We start from the raw sequence: 15,150 nt of genomic DNA, 5'->3' as shown, positions 1-15,150 counted from the left end.
CGGTATCAGCGGTTTACAGCCACGGGCCTGGAAAGCTCAGCCCGCTTGCTCAACTGCTCAAACACCGCCGGATACGCCGGCCGCTCCACATACCGCCCGGCCCCGCGTTCGGCACGCAGGTCACCGTCGGCCCACACCAGTTTGCCCTGGCTGATGGTGTGGCTCGGCACGCCGCGCACGGTCTTGCCTTCGAAGATGTTGAAGTCGACTTGCTGGTGGTGGGTCTTGGCGGAAATGGTCCGCGTACCCTCGGGGTCCCACAGCACCAGGTCGGCATCGGCGCCGACGCGGATCGCACCTTTGCGGGGGTAGAGGTTGAAGATCTTGGCGGTGTTGGTGGAGGTCAGGGCGACGAACTCCTGCATCGACAAGCGCCCGCTGTTGACGCCTTCGTCCCACAACACGGCCATGCGGTCTTCGATACCTGCCGTGCCGTTGGGGATCTTGCTGAAGTCGTCCCGGCCAGCGGCTTTTTGTTCGGCGCAGAAGCAGCAATGGTCGGTGGCGGTGGTGTGCAGGTTGCCCGATTGCAGGCCATGCCACAGCGCTTCCTGGTGCCCGCGCGGGCGGAACGGCGGGCTCATCACATAGCCCGCTGCGGTCTGCCAGTCGGGGTGCTGGTACACGCTGTCGTCCAGCAGCAGGTGGCCGGCGAGCACTTCGCCATAGACCGGCTGGCCTTTGCTGCGGGCGTAGGTGATTTCATCCAGCGCTTCCTTGGTCGACACATGCACCAGGTACAGCGGGGTGCCGATGGTCTCGGCAATGCGGATCGCCCGGCTGGCCGCTTCGCCCTCAACTTGCGAGGGACGCGACAACGGGTGCGCTTCCGGCCCGGTGATGCCCTGGGCCATCAGCTTGCGTTGCAGGTGATACACCAGCTCGCCGTTTTCTGCGTGCACGGTGGGCACGGCGCCCAGTTCTAGGCAGCGTTCGAAGCTAGCCACCAGGGTGTCGTCGGCCGCCATGATCGCGTTCTTGTAGGCCATGAAATGCTTGAAGCTGTTGATGCCGTGGTGGCTGACCAGCTCGGCCATTTCCTCGCGCACCTGCTCGCTCCACCAGGTGATCGCCACGTGAAAACCGTAGTCGGAGGCGGACTTTTGCGCCCAGCCGCGCCATTGATGAAACGCCTCCAGCAACGACTGCTGCGGGTTGGGGATCACAAAGTCGATGATCGAGGTAGTGCCACCGGCCAGGCCAGCGGCGGTGCCACTGAAAAAGTCTTCGCTGGCCACGGTGCCCATGAAGGGCAGTTGCATATGGGTGTGGGGATCGATGCCGCCCGGCATCAGGTATTGGCCGCTGCCATCGAGTACTTCAGTGCCGGCGGGAATATCCAGGTTCGTACCAATAGCCCGAATTAGACCGCCTGCGCATAAAACATCGGCGCGGTAACTTTCATCATGGGTAATAACGGTGGCGCCACGGATCAACAGCGACATGTCGAGTTCCTCACAGGCTTGACCGGCTTGTGCCAGTTCTAAGTGTTGTAATGCTGCTTACCGATGGTCGGTTAATTCCTGTCATCGGTGACAGGAATAGAAACTAGCCCGAGTTTTTCGATTGGGCAAGAAGATTTTTTATAAGCTTATATCGTATTCAAAGTATTGATTTGTAAGGATTAAAAATGATTTTCACCAAAATGAAGCGCTGTCTCACCATTTTGACGCACTTGACAGGTTCTTAAATTGAGCAACATTTCTTATTGCAAATCAGACGCTTGAGACATGCCCCTTGACGGGCATGGGAAATAAAAATAATTGTGTTGCACCAGATTGAGTCCTGACAGTTCGGATAACTTTCGCGTGATTTAGCCTGAGTCACGCAGCAAGTACCCAGGGCCCAATCGGAAAGCTGATAAACATCAGTACGTTATATAAGCGGTGCGGTTTCGGTAACGGTTGTCGGCACGGTTATTGAGTGCAGTGGCGGCTGGCCGGGCCTGTGATGTCATGTTGTTTACGAGGTACTCCGGCCACCTGGCGTGATGCGTTGGGTGAGCAAAAATAATTCGAAAAAACCGTGGAGCGGCCATGCAACAGAACAGATCGCAAGTCATTGAGCGCAACGGCCTGTACGAACTCGACGCCGGCCCCGACGTCCTCGACAGCCCTCGCTACAACCACGACATGGCACCGACCAAGGTGCACGAACGAACCTGGAACAAATGGCACATCACCGCCCTGTGGGTCGGCATGTCGATCTGCGTGCCCACCTACACCTTGGGCGGGGTGCTCACGGCGTATTTCGGCTTGTCGGTGGGCGAGGCGCTGATGGCGATCTTGCTCGCGAACATCGTGGTGCTGATCCCGTTGACCCTCAACGCCTTCCCCGGCACCAAGTACGGCATTCCGTTCCCGGTGTTGTTGCGGTCCTCTTTTGGCATCCTCGGCTCCAACGTGCCGTGCCTGATCCGCGCGCTGGTGGCTTGTGGCTGGTTGGGCATCCAGACGATGTTCGGCGGGCTGGCGATCCACCTGTTCCTGGGCTCGATCTTCGAGGGCTGGAAGTCCCTCGGCGGCACCGGCGAGGTGATCGGCTTCATGATCTTCTGGACGCTGAACCTGTGGGTGGTGCTGCGTGGCGCCGAGTCGATCAAGCGCCTGGAAACCCTCTCGGCACCGCTGCTGGTGGCGGTGGGCATCGGCCTGCTGGTGTGGGCGATGCCCAATGTGTCCATCAGCGAGTTGATGGCGATCCCGCCCAAGCGTCCCGAAGGCGCGAGCCTCACCGGTTACTTCATGGCCGGCCTCACCGCCATGGTCGGTTTCTGGGCCACCCTGTCGCTGAATATTCCGGACTTCAGTCGTTATGCGAAAAGCCAGAAAGACCAGATCCTCGGGCAGATTTTCGGCCTGCCGCTGACCATGTTCCTGTTCGCCGCCCTCGGCGTGATCATGACCGCCGCGTCGGTGAAACTGGTGGGCGTGAGCGTGTCCGACCCGGTGACGCTGATCGGGCATATCCAGAGCCCGGTGTGGGTGGCCATTGCCATGGCGCTGATCATCATCGCCACCTTGTCCACCAACACCGCGGCGAACATTGTCTCGCCCACCAACGACTTCCAGAACATCGCGCCGAAGCTGATCAACCGCACCACGGCGGTGATCCTCACCGGGCTGGTGGGGCTGGCGCTGATGGCCCATGAGCTGCTGAAAAAGCTTGGGCTGATCGTGTCCGACGTGAGCCTGGAGACCGTGTATTCCAACTGGTTGCTGGGCTACTCCAGCCTGCTGGGACCCATCGCCGGGATCATGGTGGTGGACTATTTCATCACCCGCAAACAGCAACTGGACCTGGCCGGTTTGTACCGCGATGACGTGTACCCGGCGTGGAACTGGAGCGGCTTCATTGCCTTCGGCGTGCCGGTGGTGCTGACGTTGCTATCCCTGGGCAGTGATGCGTTCAGTTGGTTCTACAGCTATGGCTGGTTCACCGGTTCGGCATTGGGCGGCTTGATGTATTACGGGCTGAATGCCAAGCGTGCGGCCCGTCCAGTGACCGCCAAATCCCCGCTGTAACCGAAGTGGAATGCAATCCACATGTGGGAGCGGGCTTGCTCGCGAATGCGGTGCATCAGTTATCGAAAGTGTTGCCTGAAAGACCGCTTTCGCGAGCAAGCCCGCTCCCACATTTTTGATCGAGTTACGCTCGTTCAACCTATAAAAATGTAGCCTGAGGAGATCCCCATGAACGCTGCCCTCGACGTTCTGAAATCCACCCATCAGCACATCAACCGCGACCGTTTGTGGCAGTCCCTGATGGACCTGGCCAAGCTCGGTGCCACGCCCAAGGGCGGCGTGTGTCGCCTGGCCCTTACCGACCTCGACCGCAAGGCCCGCGACCTGTTCGTGCAATGGTGCGAAGCGGCGGGCTGCACGGTCACCGTCGACGGTATCGGCAATATTTTTGCCCGTCGCCCCGGGCGCAATCCCAACCTGCCACCGGTGATGACCGGCAGCCATATCGACACTCAGCCCACCGGTGGCAAGTTCGACGGCTGCTTCGGTGTGCTGGCCGGCGTGGAAGTGCTGCGCACCCTCAACGACCTCAACGTGGAAACCGAGGCGCCGCTGGAAGTGGTGGTGTGGACCAATGAAGAGGGTTCGCGTTTCCCGCCGTGCATGATGGGCTCGGGGGTGTTTGCCGGAAAATTCACCCTGGCCGATACCCTGGCCAAGGTCGATGCTGACGGCGTCAGCGTGGGCGATGCGTTGAATGCGATTGGCTATGCGGGAACGCGCGCCGTCAGCGGGCACAAAGTCGGTGCTTACTTCGAGGCGCATATCGAGCAAGGCCCGATCCTTGAGGATGAACAGAAAACCATCGGCGTGGTGCTGGGGGCGCTGGGCCAGAAGTGGTTCGACCTGAGACTGCGCGGCGTGGAAGCCCACGCGGGACCCACCCCGATGCACCTGCGCAAGGATGCCCTGGTGGGCGCGGCGGCGGTGGTGGCCGCGGTGAATGCGGCGGCGCTGGGCCATCAGCCGCATGCGTGTGGCACCGTCGGGTGCCTGCAGGCGTACCCGGGGTCGCGCAATGTCATCCCTGGCGAAGTGCGCATGACCCTGGATTTCCGTCACTTGGAACCGGCACGTTTGGACTCGATGATTGCCCAGGTGCGCAAGGTGATCGATGAGACCTGCGCCAAACATGGCTTGAGTTTTGAGATGGAGCCCACAGCGGATTTCCCGCCGTTGTACTTCGATAAAGGCTGCGTGGAGGCGGTGCGCGATGCGGCGAATGGGCTGGGCCTGTCGAACATGGACATCGTCAGCGGGGCAGGGCACGACGCGATTTTCGTGGCCGAACTGGGCCCGGCGGGGATGATTTTTGTGCCATGCGAGGGCGGCATCAGCCATAACGAAATCGAGAATGCTGCGCCGGATGATCTGGCGGCGGGGTGTGCAGTGTTGTTGCGGGCGATGGTTGCTGCGTCCGCCGCGATTGCCAGTGGCAAGCTCGCTGCCTGAAATACCGTCATCGCAGCGATGCGGCGACCCGACAAGCCAGCTCCCACATTGAACGGTGTGAACCCGATCAAATGTGGGAGCGGGCTTGCCCGCGAAGGCGTTAGATCAGGCGCCGGGTTGCCAGCCACCGCCCAGCGCTGTGACTAAGCCGACGCTGGCTTGCAACTGCCGCGTCTGCACCGCTTGCAACGTGCGCTGTGCCTGCAACGCGGCCGTCTGCGCGGTCACCACATCCAGGTAACTCACTGCCCCCGCCTGGTAACTGTTCATCGCCAGCGCCTGGGTGTGCTGCGCCGCATCCGCCGCGGCTTGTTCATCCTGGGCTTCCTGCTGCAGATCTCGCAGTTGCGCCAGGTTATCTTCCACCTCGCGGATGGCTTTCAACACATGGCTGCGGTACTGCGCCGAAGCTTCTTCGAATTCGGCTTTGGCCTGGCGCTCATTAGCGCTCAAACGGCCGCCATCGAAGATCGGCAAATTGACCAACGGCCCCAGCGCCCAATAACGATTACCCGCCGAAAACAGGTTGCCGACCCCCTGCGTCTGCCCACCAATCAACCCGGTCAAACTAAAATCCGGGTACCACGCCGCCTTGGCCACGCCGATGTTGGCGTTGGCGGCAAACACCCGGCGTTCAGCCGCAGCAATGTCCGGGCGCCGTTGCAGCAGGTGGCTCGGCAGCTGCGATGGAATGCCGGGCAACGCGATTAATTGCTGGCTTGGCGGCAGCGTGAAGGTGCTGGCGGCTACCCCCACCAGTTCGCCAATCGCATGCTCCGTCAGGTTGCGCTGGCCGCGTACTTCATCCAGTTGAGCCTTGGCTTCGGCCAGCTGGTTTTGCGCGCGGGTCAGGTCCAGCTCCGAGGCAATCTGGCCTTCGTAGCGGCTGCGGGTCAGTTGCAATGCCTGGCTGAAATCGTCCAGTGAGCTGTTGAGAATCCGCGCCTGGGCATCCAGGCCGTTGAGCTGCACGTACAAGGTCGCCAACTGATGCTGCAGGCTCAAACGCGCCACGGCCAGGTCATCGCCAGACGCTTGCGCCTGGGCATCACCGGCTGCCACCTGGTTGCGGATTTTGCCCCACAGGTCCAGGTCATAGCTCAACGAAAACCCGGCGGTGTTGCTGTTGTACACCGACGGCTGCGTGCTGCCACGCAACGGTCGCGTGTCCGATTGCCGCTGGCGCAGGGGTTGCGCGCTGGCGGTGAGCTGCGGGAACAAGCCGGCATGCAGCTGGCTGGCGTAGGCCTGGGACGCATCAAAGTGCGCCAACGCTGCGGCCAGGTCGGGGTTGGCTTTGAGCAGCTGTTGTTGCAACGCGCTCAGGCGCGGGTCGTTGTAGAGCTTCCACCATTCGGGTGCCAACTGGTCGGACGGCTGCGCGCTGTGCCACGGGCCGTCGCTGGTCTGTTCGCGATAGCCGGCGGGCAGGTCCACGCTTGGCACCGTGTAGGTGGGCGCCATCGAGCAGCCTTGCAGCGCCAGCAGCATCAGGGCCGCGAGGGGCTTAAGCCTTGGGCGCATGCGCACCTCCTGCGGCATCGGCCAGTTGCACCGGGTCACCTTCGCGCAGGGCATCGGGCGGGTTGTCGACGATGCGGTCGGCGGGCTTGAGGCCCTGGTCGATCACCAGGCGTTCGCCGAGGTCGAGGCCGATGTGGATGTTTTGCAGGTGCACGTGGTTCTGCGCGTCCAGTACCGCCACTTGGGTGCCTTGGGCGCGGAAGATCAGCGCGCTGGCCGGGATGCTCACGCCATGGGTGTCGGCCGGGATCGGCAAGGTGGCTTCGGCGTAGTCACCGGGCAGTAACTCACCGTTGGGGTTGTCGGCCACGAACTGCGCGAGCAGGGTGCCGGAGCGGCGGTCGATGGCAGTGGAGTCGCCGATCAGGCGCGCCTTGAAGAGCTCGCCCGGGTGCTCGGGCACGGTCAGCTCAGCTTCGAGGCCCGGGTGGATCACTGCTGCATAGTTCTGCGGCACCGGCACGTACAGGCGCAGTTGGTGGGTGTCGGCGATGTTGAACAGCTCCGGGTCGCTGTCGGTATCGGCCTTGATCAACTGGCCGATATCGGTGTTGCGCGCGGTGATGGTGCCGGCGAATGGCGCGCGGATGGTCTTGTAGCTTTCCAGTGCCGACAACCGTGCGTAGTCGGCAGCGGCGGCTTCGGCATTGGCTTTGGCCGCGGCGGCGTTGGAGGTCTTTTCATCGGCCTCCTGGCGCGACACTGAATGGCTGGCCAACAGGTTTTGCCAGCGCGTGGCGGTGGTTTGTGCCAGGCGCGCATTGGCTTGTTCCTGCATCAGCCGGGCGTGGGTTTGCGCCAGTTGCTGGTCCAGGTCAGGGCTGTCGATTTCGGCGAGGACTTGCCCGGCTTTGACCTGGGTGCCGATGTCGGCTTTCCAGTCCTTGAGGTAGCCGCTGACCCGGGCGTGGATCGGCGCCTTGCTCCAGGCTTCCAGGTGCGCCGGCAAGCGCAGCGTGTCACCGGCCGCATTTTGCTTGGGCTGGAACACCATCACCTGGGGGATGGCGGCCGTTTCCGTCCAGGCGGTCACCGATTGTTCGTGCATCGTGCGGGCGTGCAGGCCGTTGGCGACCAACAGGGCGGCCAGAGTCAGGCCGCCGACACCCATGAGCATCAGACGCTTGCGCGAGGGTTTGTGATCAGACGACATGTGAAGTTTCTCCAGCAACAGCGCGAGTAGGATGACGCCCGTGGACCAGGCTGAAGACCACGGGAACAAACAGCAGGGTGGCGACGGTGGCGAAGATCAAGCCACCGATCACCGCCCGGCCGAGGGGGGCGTTTTGTTCTTGGGAAATCGCCAGTGGCAGCATGCCGATGATCATGGCCAGGGCGGTCATGCACACCGGGCGAAAGCGCGTATAGCCGGCTTCCATCGCAGCCTTCAGTGCGTCGCCGTGTTCGGCCAGGCGCTCACGGCAGAAGCTCACCACCAGGATCGAGTTGGCCGTGGCCACGCCCATGCACAGGATGGCCCCGGTGAGGGCCGGCACTGACAACGATGTACCACTGAGGAACAGCATCCACACGATGCCAGCCAATGCAGCGGGCAGTGCGGTGATGATCACAAACGGGTCGGCCCAGGACTGGAAGTTGACCACGATCAGCAGGTAGATCAGCACCACCGCACCGAGCAGGCCGAAGCTCAGGCCGCTGAAGGCTTCATGCAGCGCATCGATCTGCCCGTGCAGGCTGATCACTGCGCCTTTGGGGCGCATCGAGGCGGTGTCATCCAGCACTTTTTGCACGTCGCGGGCGACGCCGCCCAAGTCACGGCCTTGCACGTTGGCGTACAGGTCCAGGGTCGGTTCGATGTTGTAGTGGGTCACCACCGCCGGGCTCTGCACCCGCGAGATGGTGGCCACGCCGCCGAGGATCTGCGACTGGCCATCGGCACCGGTCACCGGCAAGGCTTCCAGGGTCGGCAGGCTGTCGAGGCGGTATTGCGGGGTGGCGGCGACGATCGAGTACGACACGCCGTTGGCCGGGTTGAGCCAGAAGGTCGGTGCCACTTGGGAGCTGCCGGCGAGGGAAGCGACCATGCTGTTGGTCACGTCACGCTCGGTGATGCCCAGGCCATTGGCGCGCATGCGGTCCACGTTCACTTGCAGTGACGGGTAGCCAGTGGACTGCTGGATGCGCAGGTCGGCGATGCCCGGTACGTGTTGCAGGCGACGCTCCAGTTCCACCGCGTAGGCGCGGTTTTCTTCATCGCTGCGCCCGGAGATTTTTACGTCCAGCGGGGCGGGTGCGCCGAAGTTGAGGATCTGGCTGCTGATGTCGGCGGGTAGGAAGGCGAAGTGGCTGCCGGGGAAGCTTTCGGGCAGGGCTTCGCGCAGTTTCTTCACGTAGTCGGCAGTCGGTGCATGGTCTTTTTTCAAGGTGACCTGGATGTCGCCGTCCTGCGGGCCGATGGTGCCGCTGCTGCTGTAGGCCATGTCGATGCCGCTGAGGGGAATGCCGATGTTGTCGACGATGGTGTCGAGTTCTTCGGCCGGGATCACTTCGCGGATCCGCGCTTCAATGCGGTCGAAGGCGGCCGCGCTTTCTTCGATGCGCGTGCCGAGTGGCAGGCGCACGTGCAGGGCGAGGGCGCCGGCGTCGGTGGCTGGGAAGAAGTCCTGCCCCAGGCTTGGCAGCAGCAGGAACGAGGCAAGCACGCAGCCCAGGAACCCGACGATAAAGCGCTTGCGGTGGGCCAGCGCCAAGGTCAGCAGGCCGTGGTAGGTGTCGCGGATATTCGAGAAGTGGCGCTCGAAACCCTGCTGGAAATTCAGCACCGCTTGCAGCACAGCGTTGCGCGGTTTGGTGTGCTGCTCGCCCTCGTGATGGTTGATGAACTCATCTTCCGGGTGATGCCCCGGCCCTTGCTCCGGCACATGGGGCTTGAGCAGGAACATCGCCAGGGTTGGCACCAGCGTACGCGACAGGATGAACGAGCTGGCCATGGCAAAGATCACCGCCAGGGCCATCGGCCGGAACAGGTAGCCGGCGATGCCTTGCAGCAGGAACATCGGCACGAACACGATGCAGATGCACAGCAGCGAGACGAACGCCGGGCCGACGATCTGCGCGGCGCCGTCGAGGATTGCGGTTTTCACCGCCTTGCCTTGTTCCAGGTGCCAGTTGATGTTTTCGATGGTCACCGTGGCGTCGTCCACCAGAATCCCCACCGCCAGCGCCAACCCGCCGAGGGTCATGACGTTGAGGGTTTGCCCGGTGGCGGCCAGCAGGGCGATGGCCGAGAGCACGGCCAGGGGAATCGAGGCGGCGATGATCAGCGTCGACCGCCAGCTGCCGAGGAACAGCAGGATCATCGCACTGGTCAGCAGGGCGGCGATGATGCCTTCCTGGGCCACGCTGCCGACCGATTCTTTCACGAACACCGAGGCGTCACCCAGCAGCGAGGTCTTCAGCGACGGCGGCAGGGTTTCGTTGATGCGCGGCAGCATCTGGCGGATGCCGTCGATGATCGACAGGGTGGAGATGCTGCCGTTTTTCAGCGCCGGCATCAGCACGGCGCGGTGGCCGTCGACGCGCACGATGTTGGTCTGCGGTGGCGAACCGTCACGCACGTGGGCCACCTGGCCGATGGTGATCAGCGCACCGTCGACGGTCTTGATCGGCAGGTCGTTGAGTTCATCGATGGCCTTGGGGCTGTTGTTGAGCAGGATCGTGTATTCGTTGGGGCCGAGTTTGGCGGTGCCCACCGGGATGATCTGGTTCTGCAGCGCGAGTGCGTTGCCCACGTCCTGCGCCGACAAGCCTTTGGCTGCGAGCGCCTGCGGGTCGAGGTCCAGGGTGATCTGGCGTTGCTTGCCGCCCATGGGCGTGGGCATCGCGAGGCCGGGCAGGGCGCTCAGGGGCAGGCGGATGTTGTTCTGCACCAGGTCGCGGATCTTGGCTTCCGACAGGCTGGGGCTGGAGAACGCCATCTGCAGGATCGGCACGGTGGAGGCGCTGTAGTTGAGGATCAGCGGCGGCGTGATGCCCGGTGGCATCTGCTTGAGGACGGTTTGTGAAACGGCCGTCACTTGGGCGTTGGCGGTGCGGATATCCACGCCGGGTTGGAAGAAGATCTTGACGATGCCCATGCCGGGCAGCGATTGCGATTCGATGTGTTCGATGTCGTTGACGGTGGTGCTCAGGGAGCGTTCGTAGGTGTAGATCACCCGACCGGCCATGGCGTCCGGCGACAGGCCGTTGTACTGCCAGACCACGGCGACCACGGGGATGCCGATATCGGGGAAAACATCCGTAGGGGTTCGCAGGGCCGCCATCGGCCCGATGATGCAGATGAATATGGCCAACACGATAAACGTGTACGGCTTTTGCAGTGCGGTCTTTACCAGCCCGAGCATGCGTGAACCTCCATTGGAGCAGGATTGCAAACCCCGGCAGTCTTGCCCGACCCACCTAACACGCGCCTTTCAGCGAGGTGAAGGAACATTTAGTTAAGGGCTGAAGATCGTTTCATATGTATTCATTTGTTCTACAAAGGGTGGCTCCTCAAGCTTGTAACCCATCGGACGCGACACCGTTGAGTGCCGTCCACCGCGTTTATCGATGTCCTTTTGGAGCCCTGCCATGTCACTTAAACCGTTGTTGTTGATCCCTGCCCTGGGTGCTGTCCTGTTGTTGTCGGCCTGCGCCGGCCCCCTTCCCAAGGCTGACCCGAGCGAAGCCTGGATTGGTTTGAAGGAAGAAGCACCGAATGACCTGATGGCCGAGCGCGTGGATGGCAAGCGCGTGGATGATGGGCGCTTTTTTGAAGTGACCCCGGGCGAGCATCGCCTGGACGTGACACTGTTCGAAGAAGAGCCAGGCGACGACAACCAGCAGGACTGCCAGGGTCGGGTCGACTACAAGCATTTCAAGGCGGGTGAGCACTACACCCTGGTGGAATCCAGCCTGGGCACCACCGTGCGCGCCTCCCTCAAAGATGGGCACGGCAAGGAAGTGGCTGCGACGCAGGACTTCAGTTGCATGCCTGGCTAGGCGTGGTGCACCGCAGCCTTATGGGGCTGGGCCGGTGCAGCCGGTTTGACGTGGGGGTGATGGTGCCGACGGGTCACGCGCATGACCCCCCACAACATGGCGCCGGCAACCGCCAGCCAACCGCAGATCAATAGGAAAATCGTTGTTGCAAGGCTCATTCGGGCCTCCTTTCGCCCCCTGCGGGGCACACACAGTCTTCTCAATGGACAGTCTAGTCACCTGGCGGTTGCCCGCTATTGACCAATGGTCGAGTCCGTCCAACTTCTTTGCTCTATCCCGCGTGTTTTACTAAGGCCTTGGGCTATACCGGCGTGGCTCGGCGCCCTATGATCAAGGCCCTTACCGGAAGCTGATCAAGCGAGTAGAAAATTGCGGTTACGGTCGAACCTTCAAACATCCTTGTTGCTGGCCTGCGCGCTGGGGTTGGGCGCCTGTTCCGGGCAGCCGTCGAAACTGGCGGGCCTGCCGGAGCGTGTCGAACTCAATGGCGTGCCGACCTTTCGCAGCGAGGCTTACCAGAGCGGCCCCTCGGCTTTAGCCAGCATGCTGTCGCAACAAGGCATTGTCATGACACCGGGGTTGTTGGATAAACCGCTGCACTTGCCGGGCGGCGAGGCGAACCTTGAGCGCACCATGCAGGTGCTGGCGCGCGAGTACGGGCTGATGGTGTACCCGGTGGATGCCAAGCTGACGGCGGTGCTGGCGCAGGTGGCGGCGGGTTACCCGGTGATGGCGCGGATCAATTCGAGCTTCTGGTCGGGGACGCGCTACGTCGTGGTGGTGGGGTTCAACCAGCAGAAGAGTACCGTGCTGCTGCGATCGGGCATGGACCGGCGGCTGTTGATGAGCTTCAGCGACTTCGAATCGGCGTGGAAGAGTGCGGGTAACTGGGGGATCTTGACCCAGCGCCCGAGCCAGTTGCCGGCCAATGTGGATGCACAGCGTTGGCGTGATGCGGCCAATGCGACGGCGCAGGCTGGGCAGGAGCAGGCGGCGGCGCAGGCGCTGAAGGTGTTGGCGGAGAAAAAGTAAACAACAGAGCGTCGCAAACCCCTGTGGGAGCGGGCTTGCTCGCGAACGCGGTGGATCAATCGCTACTTTCGGTGACTGACACTCCGCCTTTGCGAGCAAGCCCGCTCCCACATAAACCCGTGTTCACACAGGGAGGTAGCGGGTTTAGCGGCGCACTTCTGCAGCGTTAGGACGGTTCTTCAGGTTCTTGTCGGCCTTGTAGCGCAATGCTACGTCAGGCACCGAGCCGCTCTTGCCAGTCTCGACCCAATTGCGGATGCGGCCAGCGTCGGCGAAGTGAGTGAACTTGCCGAAAGCATCCAGGATCACCAACGACACCGGGCGGTTACCCATGCTGGTCACCAGCACCAGGCAGTGGCCGGCCTGGTTGGTGAAACCGGTCTTGGTCAGCTTGATGTCCCAGTTGGCGCGGTTGATCAGGTGGTCGGTGTTGGAGAAACCCAAGGTGTAGTTGGGTTTGCGGAACGACACGGTTTTTTCCTTGGTGGTGCTCAACTGGCTCAACAGCGGATAGTGGCGCGCAGCGGCCAGCAGCTTGCTCAAGTCGCGGGCGGTGGACACGTTGTGGATCGACAGGCCGGTGGGCTCCACGTAGTGGGTGCTGGTCATGCCCAGCGCCTTGGCCTTGGCGTTCATCGCCGCGATAAACGCCGGGTAGCCGCCCGGGTAGTGGTGGGCGAGGCTGGCGGCGGCGCGGTTTTCCGAGGACATCAGGGCGATCAGCAGCATTTCCTTGCGCGGCATTTCGCTGCCGATTTTCACGCGGGAGAACACGCCTTTCATTTCCGGCGTGTCCTTGATGTTGATGTCGATGTACTCATCCATGTTCTGCTTGGCGTCCAGCACCACCAGGCCCGTCATCAATTTGCTCACCGAGGCGATGGGCACCACCACATCCGGGTTGCTGGAATAGATAACCTTGTTGGTCTGCAGGTCCACGAGCATGGCGCTGCCGGAGGCGATTTGCAGTTTGGAAGTATCACGCGGCGCCAGGGTGGTTTCGGCGGCGTGTGCAAAGGTGCCTGTAAACGCAAAAAATAGGCTGACGAGAGAGAGACGAATTTTCACGCGGATGAACTCGCTAAAAAAGTAAGGAAATACCGTTCGGGAACGGGTTTTTGATAAATGCCGTTACATTTTAGGAGTATGGATCAGAAACTGTCGAATGTTCTTCTAGAACCGGACGAAAGTTCTTAAAAACTAAGAAAAAACAGGGTTTCCTGCGGGCAATAAAAAGCCCTGCGATAAGGCAGGGCTTTTTCAGTACGCCTGGTTATTAACCGTGCAGGGTCTCTGCGGCATACAGGGTGTTTTCCAGCAGGCAGGCACGGGTCATCGGGCCAACGCCGCCGGGTACCGGCGTGATCCAGCCGGCACGGGGCAGGGCAGTTTCGTACACCACGTCGCCAACCAGCTTGCCGTCTTCCTGGCGGTTGATGCCCACGTCGATCACGATGGCGCCTTCCTTGATCCACTCACCCTTGACCAGGCCCGGCTTGCCGGCGGCCACGACCACCAGGTCAGCGCGGCCGACGTGGCCCGCCAGGTCCTTGGTGAAGCGGTGGGTGACGGTCACGGTGCAGCCGGCCAGCAGCAGCTCCATGGCCATTGGGCGACCGACGATGTTGGAGGCGCCGACCACGACGGCGTCGAGACCGTAGAGGTCGACACCGGTGCTTTCCAGCAAGGTCATGATGCCTTTAGGGGTGCACGGGCGCAGCAGCGGGATACGCTGGGCCAGGCGGCCGACGTTATAAGGGTGGAAGCCGTCCACGTCTTTGTCGGGGCGAATGCGCTCCAGCAGCTTGGAGGCGTCCAGGTGTTCGGGCAGCGGCAGTTGCAGCAGGATGCCGTCGATGGCCGGGTCATCGTTGAGGCCGTCGATCAGGTCGGTGAGGGCCTGTTGGGTGGTCTCGGAAGGCAAGTCGTAAGCCTTGGAGATAAAGCCGACCTCTTCACAGTCTTTACGCTTGTGCGAGACATAAACCTGAGAGGCAGGATCGCTGCCGACCAGGATCACCGCGAGGCCGGGCGTACGCAGGCCTTGCTGGCTACGCTCGGTGACGCGTTTGGCGATCTGCTGGCGCAGGCTGGCGGCGATTGATTTGCCGTCGATAAGTTGTGCAGTCATTACGCGTGATTAACCATCGAGAGGGGGAAGAAAAGTGCGCGCATTCTCGCATGCCAGGACGTGAGGGCAAAGGCGCTTGGTCAGCAAATTGCCCTAACCCCTTAAATAAAATGAATTTTTTTCAAAAAAGATTTGACGGGTTTCCAGGCCCTCTATACTATTCGTCGCACTTGTCGGGCACAGCCTAGCACTGGTTAAGAAGGTCGAGCAGAATGGTTGTTCTGCAAGGCTGGAAGCACTTAGTTTGTAATCCTCCAAGAGTACAGATTAATAAGGCGCCCGTAGCTCAGCTGGATAGAGCATCCGCCTTCTAAGCGGATGGTCGCAGGTTCGAGTCCTGCCGGGTGCGCCATTAGGCAGCTTTGGCACAAGTAGCGCAATATGGTGGGCGTAGCTCAGTTGGTAGAGCACAGGATTGTGACTCCTGTTGTCGTGGGTTCGATCCCCATCGTCCACCCCATATTTCGAAAGGCGCCAGATTAAACA

General features: G+C 61.8%; 11 protein-coding genes and 2 tRNA genes. 6 read left to right on the top strand and 7 right to left on the bottom strand.

Annotated elements, in window-relative coordinates; all coding sequences use genetic code 11:
* Positions 1–5: 5 nt before the first annotated feature.
* The gene (gene hydA / locus HX803_RS12170) at positions 6–1,445 is read right to left on the bottom strand and encodes a dihydropyrimidinase (protein WP_178920865.1); all 1,440 of its coding nucleotides are present in this window, start codon (positions 1,443–1,445) and stop codon (positions 6–8) included.
* A gap of 591 nt (positions 1,446–2,036) precedes the next feature.
* Between hydA and HX803_RS12165 the strand changes: the two genes are divergently transcribed.
* Both HX803_RS12165 and HX803_RS12160 read left to right on the top strand, forming a co-directional pair.
* Complete coding sequence (locus HX803_RS12165; protein ID WP_178920864.1) at positions 2,037–3,524, top strand: NCS1 family nucleobase:cation symporter-1; 1,488 nt, start codon at positions 2,037–2,039, stop codon at positions 3,522–3,524.
* Positions 3,525–3,692: 168 nt separating this feature from the next.
* Complete coding sequence (locus HX803_RS12160; protein WP_178920863.1) at positions 3,693–4,976, top strand: Zn-dependent hydrolase; 1,284 nt, start codon at positions 3,693–3,695, stop codon at positions 4,974–4,976.
* Between the two features lie 105 nt (positions 4,977–5,081).
* Here the strand turns inward: HX803_RS12160 and HX803_RS12155 are convergent, their stop codons facing one another.
* The 3 genes from HX803_RS12155 to HX803_RS12145 are packed head-to-tail and all read right to left on the bottom strand — an operon-like array spanning position 5,082 to position 10,864.
* A complete protein-coding gene (locus HX803_RS12155; RefSeq protein ID WP_178920862.1) occupies positions 5,082–6,500 on the bottom strand; it encodes an efflux transporter outer membrane subunit in 1,419 nt (472 codons plus the stop codon).
* Entirely contained in the window at positions 6,484–7,653 is a 1,170-nt protein-coding gene (locus HX803_RS12150) for an efflux RND transporter periplasmic adaptor subunit (RefSeq protein WP_178920860.1), read from the bottom strand. Before HX803_RS12150 ends, HX803_RS12155 begins: the two co-directional genes overlap by 17 nt.
* Positions 7,643–10,864 (bottom strand): efflux RND transporter permease subunit, encoded by a 3,222-nt coding sequence (locus HX803_RS12145; RefSeq protein ID WP_178920858.1) that lies wholly within the window; start codon positions 10,862–10,864, stop codon positions 7,643–7,645. The genes HX803_RS12150 and HX803_RS12145 overlap by 11 nt, the downstream gene beginning before the upstream one ends.
* Before the next feature lie 226 nt (positions 10,865–11,090).
* On the opposite strand from HX803_RS12145, the gene HX803_RS12140 reads away from it, so the two are divergent.
* Entirely contained in the window at positions 11,091–11,501 is a 411-nt protein-coding gene (locus HX803_RS12140) for a hypothetical protein (RefSeq protein WP_178920856.1), read from the top strand.
* Here the strand turns inward: HX803_RS12140 and HX803_RS12135 are convergent.
* Positions 11,498–11,659 (bottom strand): hypothetical protein, encoded by a 162-nt coding sequence (locus tag HX803_RS12135; RefSeq protein WP_178920853.1) that lies wholly within the window; start codon positions 11,657–11,659, stop codon positions 11,498–11,500. The genes HX803_RS12140 and HX803_RS12135 overlap by 4 nt on opposite strands.
* 211 nt (positions 11,660–11,870) lie before the next feature.
* On the opposite strand from HX803_RS12135, the gene HX803_RS12130 reads away from it, so the two are divergent.
* Complete coding sequence (locus tag HX803_RS12130; RefSeq protein WP_178920851.1) at positions 11,871–12,533, top strand: peptidase C39 family protein; 663 nt, start codon at positions 11,871–11,873, stop codon at positions 12,531–12,533.
* A gap of 144 nt (positions 12,534–12,677) precedes the next feature.
* Here the strand turns inward: HX803_RS12130 and pbpG are convergent, their stop codons facing one another.
* On the bottom strand, positions 12,678–13,601 hold the full coding sequence (gene pbpG / locus HX803_RS12125) for a D-alanyl-D-alanine endopeptidase (protein ID WP_178920849.1): 924 nt from the start codon (positions 13,599–13,601) through the stop codon (positions 12,678–12,680).
* A gap of 208 nt (positions 13,602–13,809) precedes the next feature.
* The gene (gene folD / locus HX803_RS12120) at positions 13,810–14,664 is read right to left on the bottom strand and encodes a bifunctional methylenetetrahydrofolate dehydrogenase/methenyltetrahydrofolate cyclohydrolase FolD (protein WP_178920847.1); all 855 of its coding nucleotides are present in this window, start codon (positions 14,662–14,664) and stop codon (positions 13,810–13,812) included.
* A 275-nt stretch (positions 14,665–14,939) separates the two neighbouring features.
* Between folD and HX803_RS12115 the strand changes: the two genes are divergently transcribed.
* A tRNA-Arg gene (locus HX803_RS12115) sits at positions 14,940–15,016 on the top strand.
* Positions 15,017–15,048: 32 nt separating this feature from the next.
* Positions 15,049–15,124 (top strand) — tRNA-His (locus HX803_RS12110).
* Positions 15,125–15,150: the final 26 nt, after the last annotated feature.

The organism is Pseudomonas sp. P7548 (assembly GCF_013386585.1).
GTDB lineage: Bacteria > Pseudomonadota > Gammaproteobacteria > Pseudomonadales > Pseudomonadaceae > Aquipseudomonas.
This window is presented reverse-complemented; position numbering and strand designations above follow the sequence as displayed.